General features: G+C 71.7%; 24 protein-coding genes. 3 read left to right on the top strand and 21 right to left on the bottom strand.

The genetic code is table 11. The annotated features are described in order from the left end of the window. Positions 1-194 precede the first annotated feature (194 nt). Positions 195-3,500 (top strand): AAA family ATPase, encoded by a 3,306-nt coding sequence (locus HCK00_RS28240; RefSeq protein WP_168103863.1) that lies wholly within the window; start codon positions 195-197, stop codon positions 3,498-3,500. Between the two features lie 246 nt (positions 3,501-3,746). Here HCK00_RS28240 and HCK00_RS22590 read toward each other — a convergent pair whose 3' ends face one another. Continuing rightward, positions 3,747-4,355 (bottom strand): helix-turn-helix domain-containing protein, encoded by a 609-nt coding sequence (locus HCK00_RS22590; RefSeq protein WP_168103862.1) that lies wholly within the window; start codon positions 4,353-4,355, stop codon positions 3,747-3,749. Between the two features lie 102 nt (positions 4,356-4,457). On the opposite strand from HCK00_RS22590, the gene HCK00_RS22585 reads away from it, so the two are divergent. Both HCK00_RS22585 and HCK00_RS22580 read left to right on the top strand, forming a co-directional pair. Continuing rightward, entirely contained in the window at positions 4,458-5,084 is a 627-nt protein-coding gene (locus HCK00_RS22585; RefSeq protein ID WP_168103897.1) for an SAM-dependent methyltransferase, read from the top strand. Between the two features lie 43 nt (positions 5,085-5,127). Then, a complete protein-coding gene (locus tag HCK00_RS22580) occupies positions 5,128-5,640 on the top strand; it encodes a DinB family protein (RefSeq protein WP_168103861.1) in 513 nt (170 codons plus the stop codon). Positions 5,641-5,980: 340 nt separating this feature from the next. Here the strand turns inward: HCK00_RS22580 and HCK00_RS22575 are convergent, their stop codons facing one another. The 20 genes from HCK00_RS22575 to HCK00_RS22475 form a co-directional block, all read right to left on the bottom strand. Continuing rightward, on the bottom strand, positions 5,981-7,120 hold the full coding sequence (locus HCK00_RS22575) for a Fic family protein (RefSeq protein ID WP_168103860.1): 1,140 nt from the start codon (positions 7,118-7,120) through the stop codon (positions 5,981-5,983). Positions 7,121-7,199: 79 nt separating this feature from the next. Beyond that, on the bottom strand, positions 7,200-7,682 hold the full coding sequence (locus HCK00_RS22570; protein ID WP_168103859.1) for a VOC family protein: 483 nt from the start codon (positions 7,680-7,682) through the stop codon (positions 7,200-7,202). 185 nt (positions 7,683-7,867) lie between these two features. Further along, the gene (gene truA / locus HCK00_RS22565) at positions 7,868-8,800 is read right to left on the bottom strand and encodes a tRNA pseudouridine(38-40) synthase TruA (RefSeq protein ID WP_311765433.1); all 933 of its coding nucleotides are present in this window, start codon (positions 8,798-8,800) and stop codon (positions 7,868-7,870) included. A gap of 127 nt (positions 8,801-8,927) precedes the next feature. Further along, on the bottom strand, positions 8,928-9,488 hold the full coding sequence (rplQ, locus tag HCK00_RS22560) for a 50S ribosomal protein L17 (RefSeq protein WP_168103858.1): 561 nt from the start codon (positions 9,486-9,488) through the stop codon (positions 8,928-8,930). A gap of 162 nt (positions 9,489-9,650) precedes the next feature. Continuing rightward, complete coding sequence (locus tag HCK00_RS22555) at positions 9,651-10,673, bottom strand: DNA-directed RNA polymerase subunit alpha (RefSeq protein ID WP_168103857.1); 1,023 nt, start codon at positions 10,671-10,673, stop codon at positions 9,651-9,653. 162 nt (positions 10,674-10,835) lie between these two features. Further along, positions 10,836-11,462: a 30S ribosomal protein S4 gene (gene rpsD / locus HCK00_RS22550; protein ID WP_168103856.1), complete on the bottom strand. Its 627-nt coding sequence runs from the start codon at positions 11,460-11,462 to the stop codon at positions 10,836-10,838. A 28-nt stretch (positions 11,463-11,490) separates the two neighbouring features. After that, on the bottom strand, positions 11,491-11,895 hold the full coding sequence (rpsK, locus tag HCK00_RS22545; protein ID WP_009715860.1) for a 30S ribosomal protein S11: 405 nt from the start codon (positions 11,893-11,895) through the stop codon (positions 11,491-11,493). A gap of 100 nt (positions 11,896-11,995) precedes the next feature. Further along, positions 11,996-12,376 carry a 30S ribosomal protein S13 gene (gene rpsM, locus HCK00_RS22540; RefSeq protein WP_168103855.1) on the bottom strand — a complete coding sequence of 127 codons (381 nt, stop codon included), beginning with the start codon at positions 12,374-12,376 and terminating at the stop codon, positions 11,996-11,998. Between the two features lie 164 nt (positions 12,377-12,540). Beyond that, positions 12,541-12,654: a 50S ribosomal protein L36 gene (gene rpmJ / locus HCK00_RS22535; RefSeq protein WP_003956441.1), complete on the bottom strand. Its 114-nt coding sequence runs from the start codon at positions 12,652-12,654 to the stop codon at positions 12,541-12,543. Positions 12,655-12,714: 60 nt separating this feature from the next. Further along, positions 12,715-12,936, bottom strand: a complete 222-nt coding sequence (infA, locus tag HCK00_RS22530) for a translation initiation factor IF-1 (protein WP_003956442.1) — start codon at positions 12,934-12,936, stop codon at positions 12,715-12,717. A 308-nt stretch (positions 12,937-13,244) separates the two neighbouring features. Continuing rightward, complete coding sequence (map, locus tag HCK00_RS22525; protein WP_168103854.1) at positions 13,245-14,087, bottom strand: type I methionyl aminopeptidase; 843 nt, start codon at positions 14,085-14,087, stop codon at positions 13,245-13,247. A 122-nt stretch (positions 14,088-14,209) separates the two neighbouring features. Then, positions 14,210-14,866 carry an adenylate kinase gene (locus tag HCK00_RS22520; RefSeq protein ID WP_168103853.1) on the bottom strand — a complete coding sequence of 219 codons (657 nt, stop codon included), beginning with the start codon at positions 14,864-14,866 and terminating at the stop codon, positions 14,210-14,212. Next, positions 14,866-16,182, bottom strand: coding sequence for a preprotein translocase subunit SecY (gene secY / locus HCK00_RS22515; protein ID WP_168103852.1), 1,317 nt, complete (start codon positions 16,180-16,182; stop codon positions 14,866-14,868). The genes HCK00_RS22520 and secY overlap by 1 nt, the downstream gene beginning before the upstream one ends. Positions 16,183-16,665: 483 nt before the next feature. Beyond that, the gene (gene rplO / locus HCK00_RS22510) at positions 16,666-17,121 is read right to left on the bottom strand and encodes a 50S ribosomal protein L15 (RefSeq protein ID WP_168103851.1); all 456 of its coding nucleotides are present in this window, start codon (positions 17,119-17,121) and stop codon (positions 16,666-16,668) included. A gap of 1 nt (position 17,122) precedes the next feature. Continuing rightward, on the bottom strand, positions 17,123-17,305 hold the full coding sequence (rpmD, locus tag HCK00_RS22505) for a 50S ribosomal protein L30 (protein ID WP_019707838.1): 183 nt from the start codon (positions 17,303-17,305) through the stop codon (positions 17,123-17,125). Continuing rightward, entirely contained in the window at positions 17,305-17,907 is a 603-nt protein-coding gene (rpsE, locus tag HCK00_RS22500) for a 30S ribosomal protein S5 (protein WP_168103850.1), read from the bottom strand. Before rpsE ends, rpmD begins: the two co-directional genes overlap by 1 nt. Positions 17,908-17,951: 44 nt before the next feature. Further along, a complete protein-coding gene (gene rplR / locus HCK00_RS22495; RefSeq protein ID WP_168103849.1) occupies positions 17,952-18,335 on the bottom strand; it encodes a 50S ribosomal protein L18 in 384 nt (127 codons plus the stop codon). A 3-nt stretch (positions 18,336-18,338) separates the two neighbouring features. Continuing rightward, on the bottom strand, positions 18,339-18,878 hold the full coding sequence (gene rplF / locus HCK00_RS22490) for a 50S ribosomal protein L6 (RefSeq protein WP_168103848.1): 540 nt from the start codon (positions 18,876-18,878) through the stop codon (positions 18,339-18,341). A gap of 19 nt (positions 18,879-18,897) precedes the next feature. Beyond that, a complete protein-coding gene (rpsH, locus tag HCK00_RS22485) occupies positions 18,898-19,296 on the bottom strand; it encodes a 30S ribosomal protein S8 (protein WP_168103847.1) in 399 nt (132 codons plus the stop codon). Between the two features lie 251 nt (positions 19,297-19,547). Then, complete coding sequence (locus HCK00_RS22475; protein WP_003956452.1) at positions 19,548-19,733, bottom strand: type Z 30S ribosomal protein S14; 186 nt, start codon at positions 19,731-19,733, stop codon at positions 19,548-19,550. Position 19,734: the final 1 nt, after the last annotated feature.

The raw sequence follows: 19,734 nt of genomic DNA, 5'->3' as shown, positions 1-19,734 counted from the left end.
GCCGTTCGCGCGCCGGCCGGCCCCCCGGCCCCGGCGCCCACGGCCCGGCCGGCACCGGGAAGGGCGACGGCGCCATTGCCGGTGCCCACCGGGCTGGCTTATGGTCGGCGCGTTATCCGTGCCGTCCCGCTCCCAGCCGGGAGGACACCATCGCGGGCATCCCAGCCGTGCCGGCCGCGGCCGCCTACCGCCCCGTGCCCACTCTGGTCGGGCGGGCGCCGCTGCTCGCCGCCGTGGAGGCCCGGGTCGCCGCCGGCGGCAGCGCCGTCCTGACCGGGCCGAGCGGCATCGGCAAGTCCTCCCTGCTGGAGGCGGTGGGCAGCGCGGCGGCCGGCCGCGGCGAGCTGGTGCTGCGCGCCGCCGGTACCGCCACGGAGCGGTGGATCCCCTACGCGGTACTGGCCGAGCTGCTGAGCCAGGTGCCCCCCGACTGGCTGGACGCGCTGCCCGGACCGCAGCGCGCCGCCATGGACGGCGTCCTCCTCCGCGACCGTCCCGCCGTCAGCGGTGGCCGCGCCCAGTTCGCCTGCCGCCTCGCCTGGCAGACGCTGCTGGCGCGCTGCGCGCAGGCCGGTCCGGTGCTGCTGCTCCTGGACGACGCGCAGTGGCTCGACACCGCCTCCGCCGACACCCTCGCCTACGGCGCGCGCCGGCTGGCCGGCGGCGCGGTGCGCACGGTGCTGGCCGGGCAGCGGCCCGAGGAGGGCGCGGGCCTCGCCGCGCCGGGTGCGGGCCCCGGTGCGGGGCCGGCCGCCCCGCCCCGGGGGCGGCCGGCCCCGTGGCCCGTACCGCCCGGCTCCGTCGAGATCGCCGTACCGCCGCTCGCGCCCGACGAACTCGCCGACCTGCTCGACCAGTACGGCCTGCCCGCCCGGGTGGCGAACACGCTGCACGCCGAGTCGGGCGGCAACCCGTATCTCGCGCTGGCGCTGGGCGGGGCGTTCACCGGGCGGCTGCCCCGGCACGGCCGCCCCGTGCCGCTGCCCCGTCACGTGCACGCGCTGATCGGCGATCGCGTCGCCGCCCTCCCCACCCGGACCCGGGAGACCCTGCTGGTCGCGGCGCTCGCCACCCGGCCCACCGCCGACCTGCTGCTGCGCGCCGGGCGCGCCGACGCCGACCAGGACATCCGCCGCGCCGAGGAGGCCGGGCTGCTGGTCACCGAGGGGGGCGCGCTGCGGTTCACCCCGCCCGCCGTCGGCACCGTGCTCGCGGAGTCCGCGTCCGCCGCGCACCGCGCCGCCACCCACACCGTGCTGGCCGGCGCGGTGACCGACACCGCGGGACGGGTCCGGCACCGGGCGCTCGCCTCCGCCGACCCGGACGCCGAGGTGGCCCGCTCCCTGGTGACCGCCGCCGAGGCCGCCCGCCGCCAGGGCTCCCACCGGCTCGCCGCCGAGCTGTATCTGCTCGCCGCCGACCGCACCCCCTGCGAGTTCGAGGCGGAACGGCTGGAGTGGCTGGTCGTCGCGGCCGAGGTGGGCGCGGCGGCCGGGCTGCCGGGCGTCGTGCACCGCGCGGCCGACGCCGTCCTGGCGGCGGACACCCACCGCGGCCGGCGGGTCCGCGTCCGGGTGGCGCTCATCGACCTCTCGGGCCAGGCGCTCGCCGAGCGGGACGAGGTGTTCGCCGCGGCCCTGGTCGACGCCGGGGACGACCCCCTGCTGCTGGCCCCGCTGCGGCTGCGGCTCTCCTGGGCGGCCATGGTCGACGGCCGGCCCGGTCCCGGCGGCGCCGAGGCCGCGCGGGCCGCCGCGCTCGCCCGCGCCGCCGGGGACACCGACACCGAGGCCATGGCCCTGTGCATCCAGGCCATCGCCGCCCGGGTGCGGGGCCGCGCCGACCACCGCGCCCTGATGGCCGCCGCCCTGGCGCTGCCCCAGCCGGCCGTCGACGGCCGGTTGCACATGGCGCCGCGCTTCCACGCGGCCCGCTTCGCCGTCTTCGACGACCGCCTGGCGGAGGCCCGGCAGGATCTGCTGCGGATGCTCGCCCTGACCGAACGCGGCCAGGGCGAGGAGGTCATGGAGGTGCTGCGCAGCCTCTCCGAGGTCTCCGCGCGGCTCGGCCGGTGCGCGGACGCCCTGGACTTCGCCGACCGCGCCATCCGCATCGCCGAGGACGCCGCCCTCAGCCCCGGCCCCGTCTGGTACAGCGCCGCCGTCGCCGAACTGGCGGGCGGCGCCGTCCAGCGGGCCGTGGCCTACGCGGAACGGGGGGTACGCGCCTCCGAACAGGAGCGCGACTCGATCTATCTGGGCCGCCATCTGCACGTCCTGGGACAGGCACGGCTGCGCACCGGGGACGTCCGGCGGGCCGTGGAGGCCCTGCTCCGCATCCGGGAACTGGAGCGCGAGCAGGGCGTCTCGGCGCCCCTGGTGCTCCGCTGGCACGGCGACCTGGCGGCCGGGCTGACGTCCCTGGGCCGTCACGACGAGGCGGCGGGGATCCTCGCCGCCGCGCGTGAGGCCATCGCCCGCGAACTCGGCGGCGCCCCGGACGGCACCGGATCCCCGGGTCCCTCCCCGGCCGGTGTCCCGGCACCCGGTTCTCCGGCGCCTGGTGCTCCGGCGGCCGGTGTCCCGACGCCTGAGGCCTCGTTGCCCGGGGCCTCGTTGCCCGGAACCTCGTTGCCCGGCGTCCCGTCACCGGGCGCCCTCCACCCCGGCCCCTCCCCGTCCGGAGCCGCCCCCGCCGGGGCCCCTCCGGAATCCCTCCCGCCGGGGGACGCCTGGCCGGTGGTGCCCGGCGCCGCTCCCCCCGGTACCGCTCCTCCCGGTACCGCCTCGCGAGGCGGCCTTCCGCCCGGCGCGGGCGCCCTCGCCGGGCTCGACCGCGCCGAGGCCGCGCTGCTCGCCGCCCGCGGGGACCCGGACGCGGCCGCCGCCCTGCTCGACAGCGCCGCGCGCCGCTTCGCCGCCCTCGGCCAGCCCCTGGAACACGGGCACTGCCTGCTGGTCCGCGCCGGGCTGGAGCGCAGGCGCCGCCGCACGGCCGCGGCCCGCACCGCGGCCGGTGAGGCGCTGGCCCTCTTCGGCCGGCACGGCGCCAAGCCCTGGGCGGAACAGGCGGCCCGGCTGCTGGCACGGATCGACGGCACGTCCGCGGCCCCCTCCCGGACCGGCGCGGCGGCCCCCGCCACCACCGGCCAGACGTCCCCCGGCGCCCCGGCCGGACCCACCCGCCCGGCCGCCCCGCCCGGCGCGGCCGCCGCCGTCCCCGGCCACGCCGGAGCCGGGACCACCGCCCGCGAGCCGTCCCCCGGCCCGGGCGGGGCGGCGCCCGGCGGCCTCGCGGGGGTGCTGACGGACGCGGAGGAGCGGATCGCCGTGCTCGTCGGGGAGGGCGCCACCAACCAGGAGGTCGCCGCCCGGATGTTCCTCAGCGTCAAGACCATCGAGGCGTCGCTGACCCGCATCTACCGCAAACTGGGCCTCCGCTCCCGCACCCAGCTCAGCTCCTGGCTGAGTTCCGCCTACGGCCTCTCCGACGGCCCCTGACGGCGCCGCCGGCGCAGTCCTGCGTCCACCACTGCGGGCGGCGTCCGTGGGGCTCCCCCGACCTCGGCCACGGCCGGCGTGCGGGAAACGCTGAGCACCTGCGGCCCAGCTCAGAGGGGGACAGGAACGGCCGCAGCGGGTGCGGGGCCGGGCGAAGGGCCCGGGGCGCGGGCCTGGTCACCGCCGGCCGCGGTGTCCGCGCGGTGAGGCTCGCTGCTGACGGAGATACGGAATCCTTCGCCGATTTCACCGTCGGCTCCCGGCCTGGGACGACCGATGAGGGTCGGTGCGTACATGCGCGCGCACTCCCTGCAAGCCGAACAGGATGAGAAGCTCGACCACGCCGCCGTCGGCGCTGCCCAGCCAGTGGGGCAGGGACGTGTCGAACTCGGCCGCCTCACCGGGCGGCAGGGTCAGGTCACGCTCGCCGGTCACGAGCCGCAGGCGTCCGCTGAGCACGTAGAGCCATTCGAAGCCTTCGTGGGTCTGCGGGGCCGGTTCGAGTGGTTCCGGCCGGGCGGGGATGATCATCTTGAACGCGTGCACACCGCCCGGTCGCCGGGACAGGGGCACGAACGTCATCCCGAACCGCCTGATCGGCTTGAGGTGGATCCGGGGGTCGCCGGTGCGCGGGGCACCGACGAGATCGTCCAACGGGACGTCATAGGTACGGGCCAGCGGCAGCAGCAGTTCCAGGCTCGCCCGGCGCTGCCCGCTCTCCAGCCGGGACAGGGTGCTCTCCGACACGCCGGTCGCCGCCGCGAGGTCGGCGAGGGTGATGCCGCGGTCACGACGCAACGCGCGCAGCCGCGGCCCCACCGCGTCGAGCACGTCTTCATCCGTCGCGGGATCCATGGGGCCATCTTGCCATTACCGCAAGATTGCGTGCCATTTCGTGGTGCGCCCGGCGAGACTGAGCGCCTTCCGGCACAAGGAGTCCTGATGAGCACCTCCGACATGAGCACCACCGATGCGGTCGCCTTCTGGGACGGCGTCTACGCGGCCCGGCCGGCAGCCGGCGACCCGCGGCCCAACGCTCGCCTCACCGAGACGGTGACGGGCCTGCCGCCCGGTGACGCGCTGGACCTCGGATGCGGCGACGGCGGCGACGCGCTGTGGCTCGCCGGCCAGGGGTGGCACGTCACCGCCGCCGACATCTCGGCCGTGGCGGTCGAGCGGCTCGCCGCCCTCGCCCGCTCACACGGCCTGGGCGACCGCGTCACCACCGTGCGACACGACCTGCACAGGTCCTTCCCGCCCGGCGGGTTCGACCTGATCTCCGCCCACTACCTGCACACCCCCTGCGACCTGGACCGGGTGACCGTCCTGCGCTCGGCCGCGCACGCACTGCGCCCGGGCGGGCGGCTGCTGGTGGTCGACCACGGCTCGGCCGCGCCCTGGTCGTGGAATCAGGACGCCGACACCCGGTACCCGAGCCCACGGGAGGTCGCCGCCGGTATCGATCCGGCCCCGGAGACATGGACGGTCGAGCGGGCCGACGCCCCCCGCCGGATCGCGACCGGACCAGGCGGGCACACCGCCGAGGTCACCGACCACGTCCTCCTCATCCGCCGCACCGCCTGACCCGGCGGCAGGCCCCCGACGAAGGAAGGCGAGGCGACCACTGTTGCCCAGCACCACACCCCGCACCACACACCACAAGGGCCGTGGCGACACCCCGCCGCCCCGGACCGGAAGCAGTGAGATCGAGGTCTTGCGCGGCTTTCTCGACTACCTCCGGACCTCGATCGCCACGAAGGTCGACGGCGCACCCGAGCCGCAGGCGCGAACAGCCGCGGTGCCGTCGGGCACGAACCTGCTCGGCCTGCTCAACCACCTGACGTACGTCGAGCGGTCGATGTTCCTCGGGGACCACGTCCACGACTGGCAGGCGACGTTCCACGCCGCGCCGGCGGACAGCGTGGCCGATGTCGTCGCCCGCTACCGCGACGCGGTCAAGCGCGCGAACGACGTTCTCGACGGGTGCGCCGATCCCGGCGCACCGGTCCCCCGGCCCCGGCCGGACCGCCCCGCTCCCAGCATCCGCTGGGCACTCACCCACCTGATCGAGGAGACCGGCCGGCACGCGGGCCACGCCGACATCCTCCGCGAGCTCATCGACGGCACGACCGGCCGCTGACCCACCCTCGCGGGGAGAGAAACACGTGATCAGAGAACCACGGCCAGTGCCACGCCGCTCCCGCCGGACCGCGAGGCCCTCACGGAGAACCAGACCGCCGCCACCGACCCCTGCCGGGACCGACGCCGAACGTGTGCCCGGAGACCGGGCGGGCGAGGCTGTCGTACCGCCGGGCTGAGGAGATCCTCGCCCGCCACCAAGGGCGGGCCGGAACCTACCGGTGGGTTACTCGCTCCCTGCTGTCCGAGCCAGGACCAACGGGCCCCGCCGACGCGGGAGCACTCCACCCGGCACACCACCTCTTCCCCGGCCCTCCCCCGGGCCCTGACCACAGTGGCGGTCACTCCGCGTACGGGTTGGTGAGCCGCACGGTTCGCCGGGCGTGCTCCAGTACCCCGGCCGGGAAGGCCGGCCCCGGCACGTAGTAGCGAGCCTTCGTGTTGCCCACCGGTTCCAGCAGCCCGGCACCGACCAGGAACCGGATGTCCCGTACCGCCTGCTGTCCGCTCAGGGATTCCGCCCGCTGGTAACGCGCACGGCGGACACGCCCCGCGAGGGCGGCGTCGTGCAAGGCGGTGACCTGACGCTCCTCCACACCGTGACGCTCGGCGAACGCGGCGAGCTCGAGCCAGCACCGGTTCGAGCGCTCGATGCGGTGTATCACCGACTGCGCCTGCTGGTGATAGGCCAGCAGGTTGAAGGAGATCCAGGCCGAGGTGGAGCGCTCCGGCTCCCACTCCGGGCCTCCCACCGCCCTCAGGACTTTGTAGTACTCCCACGTATTGCCGGGCTTGCCCAGCCACGCCTCGACGGACGAGAACTCCGGCGCGAGCACCCCGTCCCGCGCAATCACCAGCGTCTGCAGTGAGCGGGACATACGGCCGTTGCCATCGGCCCAGGGATGGATGTTGACGAGGTTCAGATGGGCCATGGCCGCCCGGACCAGCACGTGGGAGTCGAGATCCCCTTCGTTGAGCCAGGCGACCAGCTCCTCCGTCAGGGCCGGCAACCGGTCGGCGTCAGGGGCGACGTAGGCCGCGGACGAGGGGTCACCCGGCTCGTTGATCCACACGCCCCGCCGACGCCACTGCCCGGCCAGTCGCTGCGGATGGTGGTGCCCCTGCAACATCCAGTGCAGGCCGTTGAGCAGTGCCTTCTCGTAGCGGAAATCCGGGGCGTCGTGCAACGACTGGATGTAGGTCATCGCGTGCCGGTAGGCGATGGTCTCCGCCTTGTTCTCCTCCGAGGTGGCGACCTCCCGCTCCCCGTCGATCAGATCCTCGACATCCAGCGCGTCGACGCGGTAGCCCTCAATGGTGTTCGACCCGGCGATCGCCTGTGCCGTCAGCGTTCGCCGCAGGTCCGCCGTCCACTTGGCGGGGGTCTGCCGCACCTGGTACCGCAGTTCTTCCCGCATACGGTCCACTGCGGCAAGGACCGAGTGATCCGCGGCGGCGAGAACGGGCGTCTGATAGAGCATGCAGCAATGATACCCAGTGGGTGTCATTCACTCTCTCCGCCGACGGCCCGCCGGTGCCCCGGCCCCCGGGGCCCGTGTGTCAGTGGCCCTCGTAGGCCGCGCGCAGGGCCGCGACGTCCAGCTTCCGCATGGAGAGCATCGCCTCCGTGGCGCGCTTGGCCTTCTCCGGGTCGGGGCCGCCGACCAGACCGAACAGCTCGACCGGGATGACCTGCCAGGACACCCCGAACCGGTCCTTGAGCCAGCCGCACTCACTCTCCTGGCCGCCGCCCTCGATGAGCCGGGACCAGTAGTGGTCCACGTCCTCCTGGGTGTCGCAGTGGATCTCGAACGAGATCGACTCGTCGAAGGTGAAGTGCGGTCCGCCGTTGAGTGCGGTGAACTTCTGGCCGTTGGCCTCGAAGGAGATGGTCACCACGGAGCCGGGCTCCCCCGGGCCCGCCTCGGTGTACCGCATGACGTCGCCGATCCGGCCGTCCGGGAAGACCGAGGTGTAGAACGCGGCGGCCTCCTCGGCCCGGCCGTCGAACCAGAGACAGGTGGTGAAGCCCTTGGCGATCATGGGTGCCCTCCTGGGGTGGTATGGGATCGAGGTGTTCACCCGTACCGACCGCCCGGCCGCCGCAAACTCATCGGCCGTCCGGAAGAAAGCCGGGGCCGGGCCCGGGCCCGGCGGGCGGCACCGCGCCGGGCGGACGGCCCTACACCGGACCGGGACGCGACGGACGCCGGCCACCGTGCCGCCGGTCAGGACTCCGGCGCCGGTTCCGCCACGGTCGCGGTCCCCGTCCCCGTCGGCGCCGGCGTCGGCGTCGGCAGCGTTCGCCGGTTCCGGGCCGCCAGGTTCCGGGCCGCGAGGCGGTCGTCCGCCGGATAGCCGACCTCCTCCAGCGTCAGCCCGTACGGCCGTACGACGTTGACGGCCGAGTTGCGCACCCGCCCCGCCAGCACCTCCGCCGGGAAGCCCACCGGCCGGTGCCCGTCGCCGACCAGCAGCATCGCGCCGACCAGCGCCCGCACCATGTTGTGGCAGAAGGCGTCGGCGCGCACCGTCGCCACCGCCAGCCCGGCGTCCTCCCGCCCCGGCTCCGGCCGCTCCCAGTGCAGGTCGAGCAGGGTACGGATGGTGGTGGCGCCCTCCCGCTTCTTGCAGTAGGCGGCGAAGTCGTGCTCGCCGAGGAGCCTGGCCGCGGCCTCGTTCATCAGTCCGACGTCCAGCGGCCGGTCGTGCCAGAGGACGTGGCCGCGCCGCAGCGGGTCCACCCCGCCGCGGTCGTCGCCGACGCGGTAGGCGTAGCGCCGCCAGATCGCCGAGAAGCGGGCGTCGAAGTGCGGCGGGGCCTCACGCACCGACCACACCCGCACATCGTGCGGCAGCCGCCCCGCGAGCCGCCGCAGCAGCTTCTCCCCGTGCTCGGCCCAGACCTCCTCGGCCAGATCCACATGCGCGACCTGGCCCCGCGCGTGCACCCCGGCGTCCGTGCGCCCGGCGACGGTCAGCTCCACCGGGTACGGCAGGCGCATCACGATCCGCAGGGCGTCCTCCAGCTCACCCTGCACGGTGCGCCTCTCGCGCTGCCGCGCCCAGCCGGAGAACTCCCGGCCGTCGTAGGCGAGGTCCAGCCGGACCCGCACGTGGCCGGGGCGCACCGCGCCGTTCGTCGCACGCTCGTCACTCACCCGGAAAATCCTCCCAGAGACCCGTCAGGGAAACGGGACGGGCCCGCCCCAGCGAACTGGAGCGGGCCCGTCCGTACAGCTGCCGCCCGTGCGGCCACCGGCCGCTCGCACGGCCGGAGGCGCCCGGTCAGGCGTCCTTCTTCTCCTCGCCGGCCCCGGCCGTCTCGGCGGACTCGGCGGACTCGCCGGCCTCCGCGGACGCGGCCTCGGACTCGGCGGCCTTCTCGCCCTGGTCCTTCTTGAGGTCCGCGACGGCCTCGTCACCGGCGCGGTCCTTGGCGGAGCGCTGGGTGGCGGCCTCGGCCTCGCCGACCGCGGCCTGCTGCACGGTCAGCGCCTCGACCAGCTCGATGACGGCCATCGGCGCGTTGTCACCGCGGCGCGAGCCGATCTTGGTGATCCGGGTGTACCCACCCGGGCGGTTCTCGTACCGGGGGCCGATCTCCGTGAACAGGGTGTGGACGACACCCTTGTCGCGGATGGTCTGGAGCACCTGGCGGCGGTTGTGAAGGTCGCCCTTCTTCGCCTTGGTGATCAGGCGCTCGGCCACCGGGCGCAGCCGGCGGGCCTTGGCCTCGGTGGTGGTGATGCGGCCGTGCTCGAAGAGCGCGGTGGCGAGGTTCGCCAGCATCAGCCGCTGGTGCGCGGCGCTGCCGCCCAGACGGGGACCCTTGGTGGGCTTCGGCATGGTGTTTCTCCTCGTGTGTCTGCACCGGCCGTATCAGGTACCGGTGTCAGCGTCCGCGCGGGCTCCTGCCCGTACGGAACCCGGGGGCTCACGCCCCCGGAGGTGTGCGGCCGCCGATCGCGGCGCCGGGGACGGGCCCCCGGCGCCGCGATACGGGCCGGCTCAGTACTGCTCGGTCTCCACGAAGCCGGAGTCCGAGTCGTCCTCGGCGCCGAAGGCGTCCGCGGCGGCGGTCGGGTCGAATCCGGGCGGGCTGTCCTTGAGCGCGAGGCCCATGCCGGCCAGCTTCGCCTTGACCTCGTCGATCGACTTGGCACCGAAGTTGCGGATGTCGAGCAGGTCCGCCTCGCTGCGGGCCACCAGCTCACCCACGGAGTGGATGCCCTCGCGCTTGAGGCAGTTGTAGGAGCGGACGGTGAGCTCCAGCTCCTCGATCGGCAGCGCGAGATCGGCGGCGAGGGCGGCGTCCGTCGGGGACGGGCCCATGTCGATGCCCTCGGCGTCGATGTTGAGCTCACGCGCCAGCCCGAACAGCTCGACCAGCGTCTTGCCGGCCGAGGCCATGGCGTCACGCGGCCGCATGGCCTGCTTGGTCTCGACGTCGACGATCAGCTTGTCGAAGTCGGTGCGCTGCTCGACACGGGTCGCCTCGACCTTGTACGTGACCTTGAGCACCGGGCTGTAGATGGAGTCGACCGGGATCCGGCCGATCTCCTGGCCGAGCTGCTTGTTCTGCACGGCGGAGACGTAACCGCGGCCGCGCTCGACCGTCAGCTCCAGCTCCAGCTTGCCCTTGCCGTTGAGCGTGGCGAGGACGAGGTCCGGGTTGTGCACCTCGACACCGGCCGGCGGGGCGATGTCCGCGGCGGTGACCACACCCGGGCCCTGCTTGCGCAGGTACATCACGACCGGCTCGTCGTGCTCCGAGGAGACGACCAGCTGCTTGATGTTGAGGATGAGGTCGGTCACGTCCTCCTTGACGCCCGGCACGGTGGTGAACTCGTGCAGGACCCCGTCGATCCGGATGCTGGTGACGGCGGCACCGGGGATCGAGGAGAGGAGCGTGCGGCGGAGGGAGTTGCCGAGGGTGTAGCCGAAACCGGGCTCCAGCGGCTCGATCACGAACCGGGAGCGGTATTCGTCGACGACCTCTTCGGTCAACGAGGGGCGCTGAGCGATCAGCATGGACGTACTCCTTCAGTCATGGCACCCGCTATTTGATGCCGGACAAGGACCAAGGATACGGGCGGCCGGAACGGGATTCCTCCCGTTCCGGCCGCCCGCCCCCGGCCGCTGTGAACTCTGGCTCCGGCCGTTCCGCGGAGGCGGACCGACCGGATCTCCGGATTACTTGGAGTAGAGCTCGACGATCAGCTGCTCCTGCACCTGGGTGTCGATCACCTGGCGCTCGGGCAGGCTGTGCACGAGGATCCGCAGCTTCGACGGGATGGACTCCAGCCAGGCCGGAACCGTCTTCTCGCCGGCCTCGGCACGGGCGACGACGAACGGCGTCATCTCGTGCGAGGCCTTGCGGACCTCGATGATGTCGTTCACGGACACGCGCGCCGACGGGATGTCGTTCTTGCGGCCGTTGATGGTGATGTGACCGTGCTTGACCAGCTGACGGGCGTGGTCGCGGGACTTGGCGAAGCCCGCGCGGTAGACCACGTTGTCCAGCCGGGTCTCGAGGATGCGCAGCAGGTTCTCGCCGGTCTTGCCCTGCTTGCGGTTCGCCTCCTCGTAGTAGCCACGGAACTGCTTCTCAAGGACACCGTAGATGCGGGCACACTTCTGCTTCTCACGCTTCTGCAGCAGGTACTCGCTGTCCTTGGTGCGCCCGCGACCGTGCTCACCCGGGGGGTAAGGACGGATCTCGATCGGGCACTTCGCGCTCTCGCACTTGCTCCCCTTGAGGAAGAGCTTCTGCTTCTCCCGACGGCAACGCTTGCAGTCGGCCCCGGTGTAACGCGCCATTGTGGTGTTGTCTCCTACTTCAGCCGGCTCAGACGCGACGGCGCTTGGGCGGCCGGCATCCGTTGTGCGGGGTGGGGGTCACGTCCTGGATCGAGCCGACCTCCAGGCCGGTGGCCTGGAGCGAGCGGATCGCGGTCTCACGGCCGGAGCCGGGGCCCTTCACGAAGACGTCGACCTTGCGCATGCCGTGCTCCTGCGCGCGACGGGCGGCCGACTCGGCGGCCATCTGCGCGGCGAAGGGGGTGGACTTGCGCGAGCCCTTGAAGCCGACATGGCCGGCCGAGGCCCAGGAGATCACGTTGCCCGTGGGGTCCGTGATCGAGACGATCGTGTTGTTGAACGTGCTCTTGATGTGAGCGTGCCCGTGGGCGACGTTCTTCTTCTCCTTGCGGCGCACCTTCTTGGCGCCGGCCGTACGGCTCTTCGGAGGCATTCTTGGAAACTCCCGTGGAGGTGGTCGGTCCTACCTGCCGGACCGCGAGGACATGCGGCGCCGGGTCGCCCCGGCGGGCCGCACTGGCGTCCGGTGAGGACTACTTCTTGCCCGGCTTCTTCTTACCGGCGATCGCGCGACGCGGGCCCTTGCGGGTGCGGGCGTTGGTGCTGGTGCGCTGACCACGGACGGGCAGGCCACGGCGGTGACGCAGACCCTGGTAGCTGCCGATCTCCACCTTGCGGCGGATGTCGGCCTGGATCTCACGGCGGAGGTCACCCTCGGTCCGGAGGTTGGCGTCCACGTACTCGCGGATCTTGACCAGGTCCTCTTCGGTGAGGTCCCGGACGCGGGTGTCCGGGTTCACGCCCGTGCTCGCCAGCGTCTGCTGGGCGAGGGAACGGCCGATGCCGAAAACGTAGGTGAGGGCGACCTCGACGCGCTTGTCGCGCGGGAGGTCAACGCCTTCGAGGCGTGCCATCTAGGGCTCCTGATTACATTCGGAGGTCTTCCGCAGCACCTCTCCCGGCCGCCTCGGCCGCCGGGTCCCCGGCCTCCGCCGGGGGTGTCGCCCCTCGCGCGGGGCGGATGTCTGCGTATCTGTTGTGTGGTGCGTCGCGCGAACTGCTTCGAGTGCGGTCGGTGTCAGCCCTGGCGCTGCTTGTGGCGCAGGTTGTCACAAATGACCATGACCCGCCCGTGACGGCGGATCACCTTGCACTTGTCGCAGATCTTCTTGACGCTCGGCTTGACCTTCATGGGTGTGAGGTTCTCCGGGTCGTGTGACCGCTCCGCCCGCGGGCGGCACGGTCACGAGATCTACTTGTAGCGGTAGACGATCCGGCCGCGCGTCAGGTCGTACGGGGAGAGCTCCACCACGACCCGGTCGTCGGGAAGAATACGGATGTAGTGCATCCGCATCTTGCCGCTGATGTGCGCGAGGACCTTGTGACCGTTCTGGAGCTCCACCTTGAACATGGCGTTCGGCAGAGACTCGATCACGGTGCCCTCGATCTCGATGGCACCTTGCTTCTTGGCCACGCTTCGCCTTTCGAATCGGCTACCTTGATCGGTTCACGGCGTGCTCAAGGCAGGCGTGATCCGACGGGTCAGTCTACGCCACGGCAACCGGAAAGACTAATCAGGAAGGATGCCCCGCGGGAGTGATCGGTAACCATCCGGTCTCGGCTCGCGCCTCCACCCGCCCCCCGGGGCCTCTCCACGCCCCTCGGGCACCCTTGCCGGCCGCCACCGGGGGCGGGCCGAGCCTGGGCGGACCGGGCAGCCGGACCGGGGACAGCCCCGGGAGCGGGCCGGCGCGGCCGCTGCTCCGGGGGCCCGTCCCTCGTTCAGCCGTTCGCGCAGGGGTCGGGCGCGGTGGTGACCCCGAGCTCCGCCAGCTTCGCCCGGCCGCCGTCGAAGGCGGTGAGCACCAGCGGGCCCTCCTCGGTGAGCGCCACCGAGTGCTCCCAGTGGCTGCTCCAGCTGCCGTCGTCGGTCTTGACCGTCCAGTCGTCCGGCAGGACGTGCGTCTTCGGGGTGCCGAGGCTCACCATCGGCTCGATCGCGATGCAGAACCCCGGGACCAGCCGGGGACCCCGGCCCCGCCGCCGCTCGACGTAGTTCAGCAGGTGGGGGTCCATGTGCATCTGCGAGCCGATGCCGTGGCCCCCGTAGTCCTCGATGATCCCGTACCGGCCGCCGGCGGGGCGCGGCTGGCGGCGGATGTAGCCCTCGATCGCCCGGGAGATGTCCACCAGGCGGTTGCCCTGCCGCACCGCGGCGATCCCGGCCCACATGGACTCCTCGGTGACCCGGCTCAGCTCCAGCAGCTCCGGGGCGTGGCCCTCGCCCACGAAGACGGTGAGCGCCGCGTCGCCGTGCCAGCCGTCGATCACCGCGCCGGCGTCCACGGAGATGATGTCACCGTCCCGCAGCACCGTGACGGCGTCCGGGATGCCGTGCACCACGACATCGTTGACCGAGGTGCAGATGGTCGCGGGGAAACCGCCGTAGCCCAGGAAGTTGGACGTGGCGCCGTGCTCCGCCAGCACCTTCCGGGCGACGTCGTCCAGGTCCTTGGTCGTCGCGCCCGGGACCGCGGCGGCCCGGCACGCCTCGTGGACGCGCGCGACCACCATCCCGGCCTGGCGCATCTTGGCGATCTGCTCCGGGGTCTTGATCTCCACCATCGGGTGCCTTCAGCCTTCTCGGTCGTGTGCGCACCTGCCCGGTGCTCCCATCACAACGGTACGGCCGCGATGCCCTCGGGGCGCCGCGGCCGTACCGTAACCGCTCGTACTCGCCCGGCCGCTCAGGCCGCTTCCCGCCGCAGGGCGGCCATCGCCCGCTCGGTGACCTCGGCCACGGGGCCGAGCGCCGAGATCGTCACCACCAGACCCTGGGTCTTGTAGTAGTCGATGATCGGCTCGGTCTCCCGGTGGTAGACCTCCAGCCGCCGGCGGACGGTCTCCTCGCGGTCGTCGTCACGCTGGTACAGCTCACCGCCGCACACGTCGCAGACGCCCTCGGCCTGGGGCTTCTTGTACTCGACGTGGTAGGTGTGCGCGCTGTCGCTGCGGCAGGTGCGCCGGCCGGCGATCCGCTTCACGACCTCTTCCTCGGGGACCTCCAGGTCCAGCACCGCGTCGAGCGAGACGCTCTCCTCGGCGAGGATGGCGTCCAGCGCCTCCGCCTGATGGAGGTTCCGGGGGAACCCGTCCAGCAGCCAGCCCTCCGCCGCGTCCCCCTGGCTCATCCGGTCCCGGGCCATCTCCACGGTGATCTCGTCGGGGACGAGGTCACCCGCCTTCATGTACTCCTGCGCGCGGCGGCCGAGCGCGGTGCCCTGGCTGATGTTCGCGCGGAAGAGATCTCCGGTGGAGATGTGCGGAATGGAGAGATTCTGGGCGAGGTACGCGGCCTGCGTACCCTTCCCGGCACCAGGCGGCCCGACGAGGACGATTCGCATCAGCGGAGGAACCCTTCGTAGTTGCGCTGCTGCAGCTGGCTCTCGATCTGCTTCACCGTCTCCAGACCCACACCCACGATGATGAGGATGCTGGTGCCGCCGAAGGGGAAGTTCTGATCGGCGCTGAACAGAACCAGTGCCACCGTGGGCACCAATGCGATCAAGCCCAGGTACAGCGAGCCCGGCCACGTGATGCGATTGAGCACGTAGCTCAGGTACTCAGCGGTCGGGCGCCCGGCCCGGATGCCCGGGATGAAGCCACCATACTTCTTCATGTTGTCGGCGACTTCTTCGGGGTTGAACGTGATCGCCACATAGAAGAACGCGAAGAAGATGATCATCGCGAAGTAGATGGCGATGTACATCGCGCTGTCCGGCGAGACGAGATTCGCCTGGATCCAGGTGGCCCACCCGGCGGTGGAGTTCGAGAACTGCACCAGCAGGGCCGGGATGTAGAGCAGCGAGGCCGCGAAGATGACCGGGATCACACCGGCCTGGTTCACCTTGAGCGGGATGTAGGTGGACGTCCCGCCGTAGGACCGGCGGCCGATCATGCGCTTGGCGTACTGCACCGGGATCCGGCGCTGCGCCTGCTCCACGAAGACCACCAGCGCGACCATCGCGAGGCCGACGGCGATGACGGAGCCGAACTCCACCCAACCGTCCATGATCTTCCCGGACAGCTTGATCTGCCACAGCGAACCCGTGAAGCCGGCCGCGATCGCGATGAACATGAGCAGCGACATGCCGTTGCCGATGCCGCGGTCCGTGATGAGCTCGCCCAGCCACATGACCAGCGCGGTACCGGCGGTCATGGTGATGACCATGACGGCGGTGGTGAAGATCGACTGGTCGGGGATGATCTCGGCGGCGCGGTCACAGCCCGGGAAGAGCGAGCCGCTGCGGGCCGTGGCCACCAGGCCGGTGCCCTGGAGGACGCCGAGCGCCACGGTGAGGTAACGGGTGTACTGGGTGATCTTCGCCTGGCCGCTCTGGCCCTCCTTCTTCAGGGCCTCCAGCCGGGGGATCACCACCACGAGAAGCTGCAGGATGATGCTGGCCGTGATGTACGGCATGATGCCGAGCGCGAAGATCGTCAGCTGGAGCAGGGCGCCGCCGCTGAACATGTTGACCAGGCCGAAGAGGTCGCCGCCCTGGCCCTTCGCGGCCTCCATGCAGTAGTTGACGTTGACATAGCTGACCCCGGGGACGGGAATGTGCGCCCCGAGTCGGAAGAGCACGATGATGCCCAACGTGAACAGCAGCTTCTTGCGCAGGTCGGGCGTCTGGAACGCCCGGGCGAACGCGGTGAGCACGGTGCCTCCTGCGCCCCCCGCGCCAGGCGCGAGAGGTGACGGTCTTGAGGAACGACGGATATCGACGTGTCGACCGGTGAACGCGGTCGGTGGAAATCTGGGTGGAGCGGGTGTGACGTGGTGAACATCGTGCGACGGACATCGGTGGCGCCGCGCCCGTCACCGGTGTGACGGGCACGGTGGACATCGACGCACATCGGTCGTGCGGTCCGGCGCCCGATACGCGGTCGAGCGTATGCGGTGCCGGGCCCTCTCGGTGGTGCTGTGCTGGTCGTGCTGTGCCGGTGGTGCTGTGCCGTTCGTGTGGTGCCGTTCGTGTGGTGCCGGTCGTGCGGTCCTCGGTGGTGCCGGGGCAGCCGCGCGCACACGGGCCACGCGGACAGTAACGGACGCCACCTTACCGGCGGACCTGCCCCGGCGGAACGACCAACCGGGGATGCCCCGTTAGGGCATCCCCGGTTGAACCGTTCACGGGCTCGTGTCTCAGGCGGACCAGTTCACGGAACCACCGGCGGCGGTGATCTTCTCCTGGGCGGAGCCGGAGACGGCGTCGACCGTCACCTGCAGCGCCACGGAGAGCTCACCGGTGCCGAGCACCTTCACGGGACGGCTCTTGCGAACCGCGCCCTTGGCGACCAGATCGGCCACCGTGACCTCGCCACCCTCGGGGTACAGCGCGGCCAGCTTGTCCAGGTTCACGACCTGGTACTCGGTGCGGAAGGGGTTCTTGAACCCCTTCAGCTTCGGGAGACGCATGTGGAGGGGCATCTGCCCGCCCTCGAAGCGCTCCGGAACCTGGTAACGGGCCTTGGTGCCCTTGGTGCCACGACCGGCGGTCTTACCCTTGGACGCCTCGCCACGACCCACACGGGTCTTGGCGGTCTTGGCGCCCGGGGCGGGCCGGAGGTTGTGGACCTTCAGCGGCTTGTCCTCCGCCATGTCAGTCGACCTCCTCGACCGTCACGAGGTGCCGCACGGTCTGCGCCATGCCGCGGATCTCGGGGCGGTCCTCCTTGACGACCACGTCGTTCACGCGCTTCAGGCCGAGCGAACGAAGGGTGTCGCGGTGGTTCTGCTTGCTGCCGATGTACGACTTCTTCTGCGTGATCTTGAGGCGGGCCATCACACACCCGCTCCGGCACGCGCCCGCAGCAGAGCCGCGGGGGCGACGTCCTCCAGCGGCAGGCCGCGGCGGGCCGCGATCTCCTCCGGGCGCTGCAGCCCGCGGAGCGCCGCCACCGTGGCGTGCACGATGTTGATCGGGTTCGACGAGCCGAGCGACTTGCTCAGCACGTCGTGGATGCCGGCGCACTCCAGGACGGCGCGCACCGGGCCACCCGCGATCACACCGGTACCGGGGGAGGCAGGCTTCAGCAGGACGACGCCCGCAGCCTTCTCGCCCTGGATCGGGTGCGGGATGGTGCCCTGGATCCGGGGGACCTTGAAGAAGTGCTTCTTGGCCTCCTCCACACCCTTGGCGATGGCGGCCGGCACCTCCTTGGCCTTGCCGTATCCGACACCCACGGTGCCGTCACCGTCGCCCACCACGACCAGCGCGGTGAAGCTGAAGCGACGACCACCCTTCACAACCTTGGCAACACGGTTGATCGCGACAACGCGCTCAACGTACGCGGTCTTCTCGGCGGCGGCGCCGCCGTCCCGGCCCTTACGGTCCCGCCGCTCGCCGCCACCGGCGCCGCCACCGCGGCGCTGGGGTCCAGCCATTGGATTTACCTCTCTCGTTTACGTCCGCTGCTACGGAACCGTGCTCAGAACTTGAGCCCGGCCTCGCGGGCGGCGTCGGCCAGAGCGGCGATCCGCCCCGCGTACTGGTTGCCACCGCGGTCGAACACGACGGCCTCGATGCCGGCGGCCTTGGCCCGCTCGGCGACCAGCGCGCCGACCTTCTGGGCCTGGCTGCTCTTGTCGCCCTCGCCGCCACGGATGGACGTGTCCAGGGTCGAAGCCGAGGCCAGGGTGCGGCCCGCGACGTCGTCGACGACCTGGGCGACCATGTGACGGTTCGAGCGCGTCACGACCAGGCGGGGACGCTCCGGCGTACCGGAGACCCGCTTGCGGACGCGGATGTGGCGCCGCTTGACGGCGGCGCGCTTCCGGGCGTCGCCCTTGGCGATCTTCACGCCGTATGCCATGGCTTACTTACCAGCCTTTCCGACCTTGCGCCGGATGACCTCGCCGGCGTACTTCACGCCCTTGGCCTTGTACGGGTCGGGCTTCCGCAGCTTGCGGATGTTGGCCGCGACCTCACCGACCTGCTGCTTGTCGATGCCCTCGACGCTCAGCTTGGTCGGGGACTCGACCTTGAAGCTGATGCCCTCGGGAGCCTTGATCAGGATCGGGTGGCTGTAGCCCAGCGAGAACTCCAGGTCGGAGCCCTTCGCCTGGACGCGGTAGCCGACCCCGCTGATCTCCAGGTTCTTCCGGTATCCCTCGGTCACCCCGGTGATCATGTTCGCCACCAGCGTGCGGGACAGGCCGTGCAGGGCCTTGTTCTGACGCTCGTCGTTGGGGCGGGTGACGGCGATGACGCCGTCCTCGTCCCGGCTGACCTCGATGGGCGCGGCAACGGTGTGCGTGAGGGAACCCTTGGGGCCCTTCACGGCGACCGTACGGCCATCGATGGTGACGTCCACGCCGGCGGGAACCGAGATGGGGAGCTTGCCGATACGCGACATTGCAGTTCCTCCTTCCCGATTACCAGACGTAGGCGAGGACTTCCCCGCCTACGCCCTTCTTCTGCGCCTGCTGGCCGGTGAGCAGCCCGTGGGACGTGGAGATGATCGCCACGCCCAGGCCGCCGAGCACCTTCGGCAGATTGGTGGACTTCGCGTAGACCCGCAGGCCCGGCTTCGAGATCCGCTTGATGCCGGCGATCGAGCGCTCGCGGTTGGGGCCGAACTTCAGCTCCAGGACGAGGTTCTTGCCCACCTCGGCGTCCTCGGTCCGCCACCCCGTGATGAAGCCCTCCTGCTGGAGGATCTCCGCGATGTGCGACTTGATCTTGCTGTGCGGCATCACGACGGCGTCGTGATAAGCCGAGTTGGCGTTCCGCAGACGAGTCAGCATGTCTGCGATGGGGTCGGTCATGGTCATGATGGCCTTCGGCCTCTCTCGCCGGGGTTTCCTGTCTGCGCCATCCCTCTCCCCGACATGTTCTCGGGACGGGTGCGGCGCGGGGACCTACGGCGTAGTAAGTGTCAAACGGGCACGGCCCGCGGACGGCCGCGGACGGCGGGCGCCCAACCCTTCCACTCTACGGGAAACGCAGAGGCGGAACGGGCCGGGCTCCCACCGGGCCGCGGACGGCTTACCGAGAGTCCTGGCTGGGAGTCCGGGGAGGACTCCTACCAGGAGCTCTTGGTGACGCCCGGCAGCTCGCCGCGGTGCGCCATCTCACGGAGGCACACACGGCAGAGGCCGAACTTGCGGTAGACGGAGTGGGGCCGGCCGCAGCGCTGGCAGCGGGTGTACGCGCGCACACCGAACTTCGGCTTGCGGGCGGCCTTAGCGATCAGAGCCTTCTTCGCCACG

Origin of the sequence: Streptomyces zingiberis, from assembly GCF_012034935.1 — a bacterium.
In the GTDB taxonomy this organism is placed as follows: Bacteria; Actinomycetota; Actinomycetes; order Streptomycetales; family Streptomycetaceae; genus Streptomyces; species Streptomyces zingiberis.
Note: the sequence above shows the minus strand (reverse complement) of the source record. Positions and strands in the feature narration are given on the sequence as shown.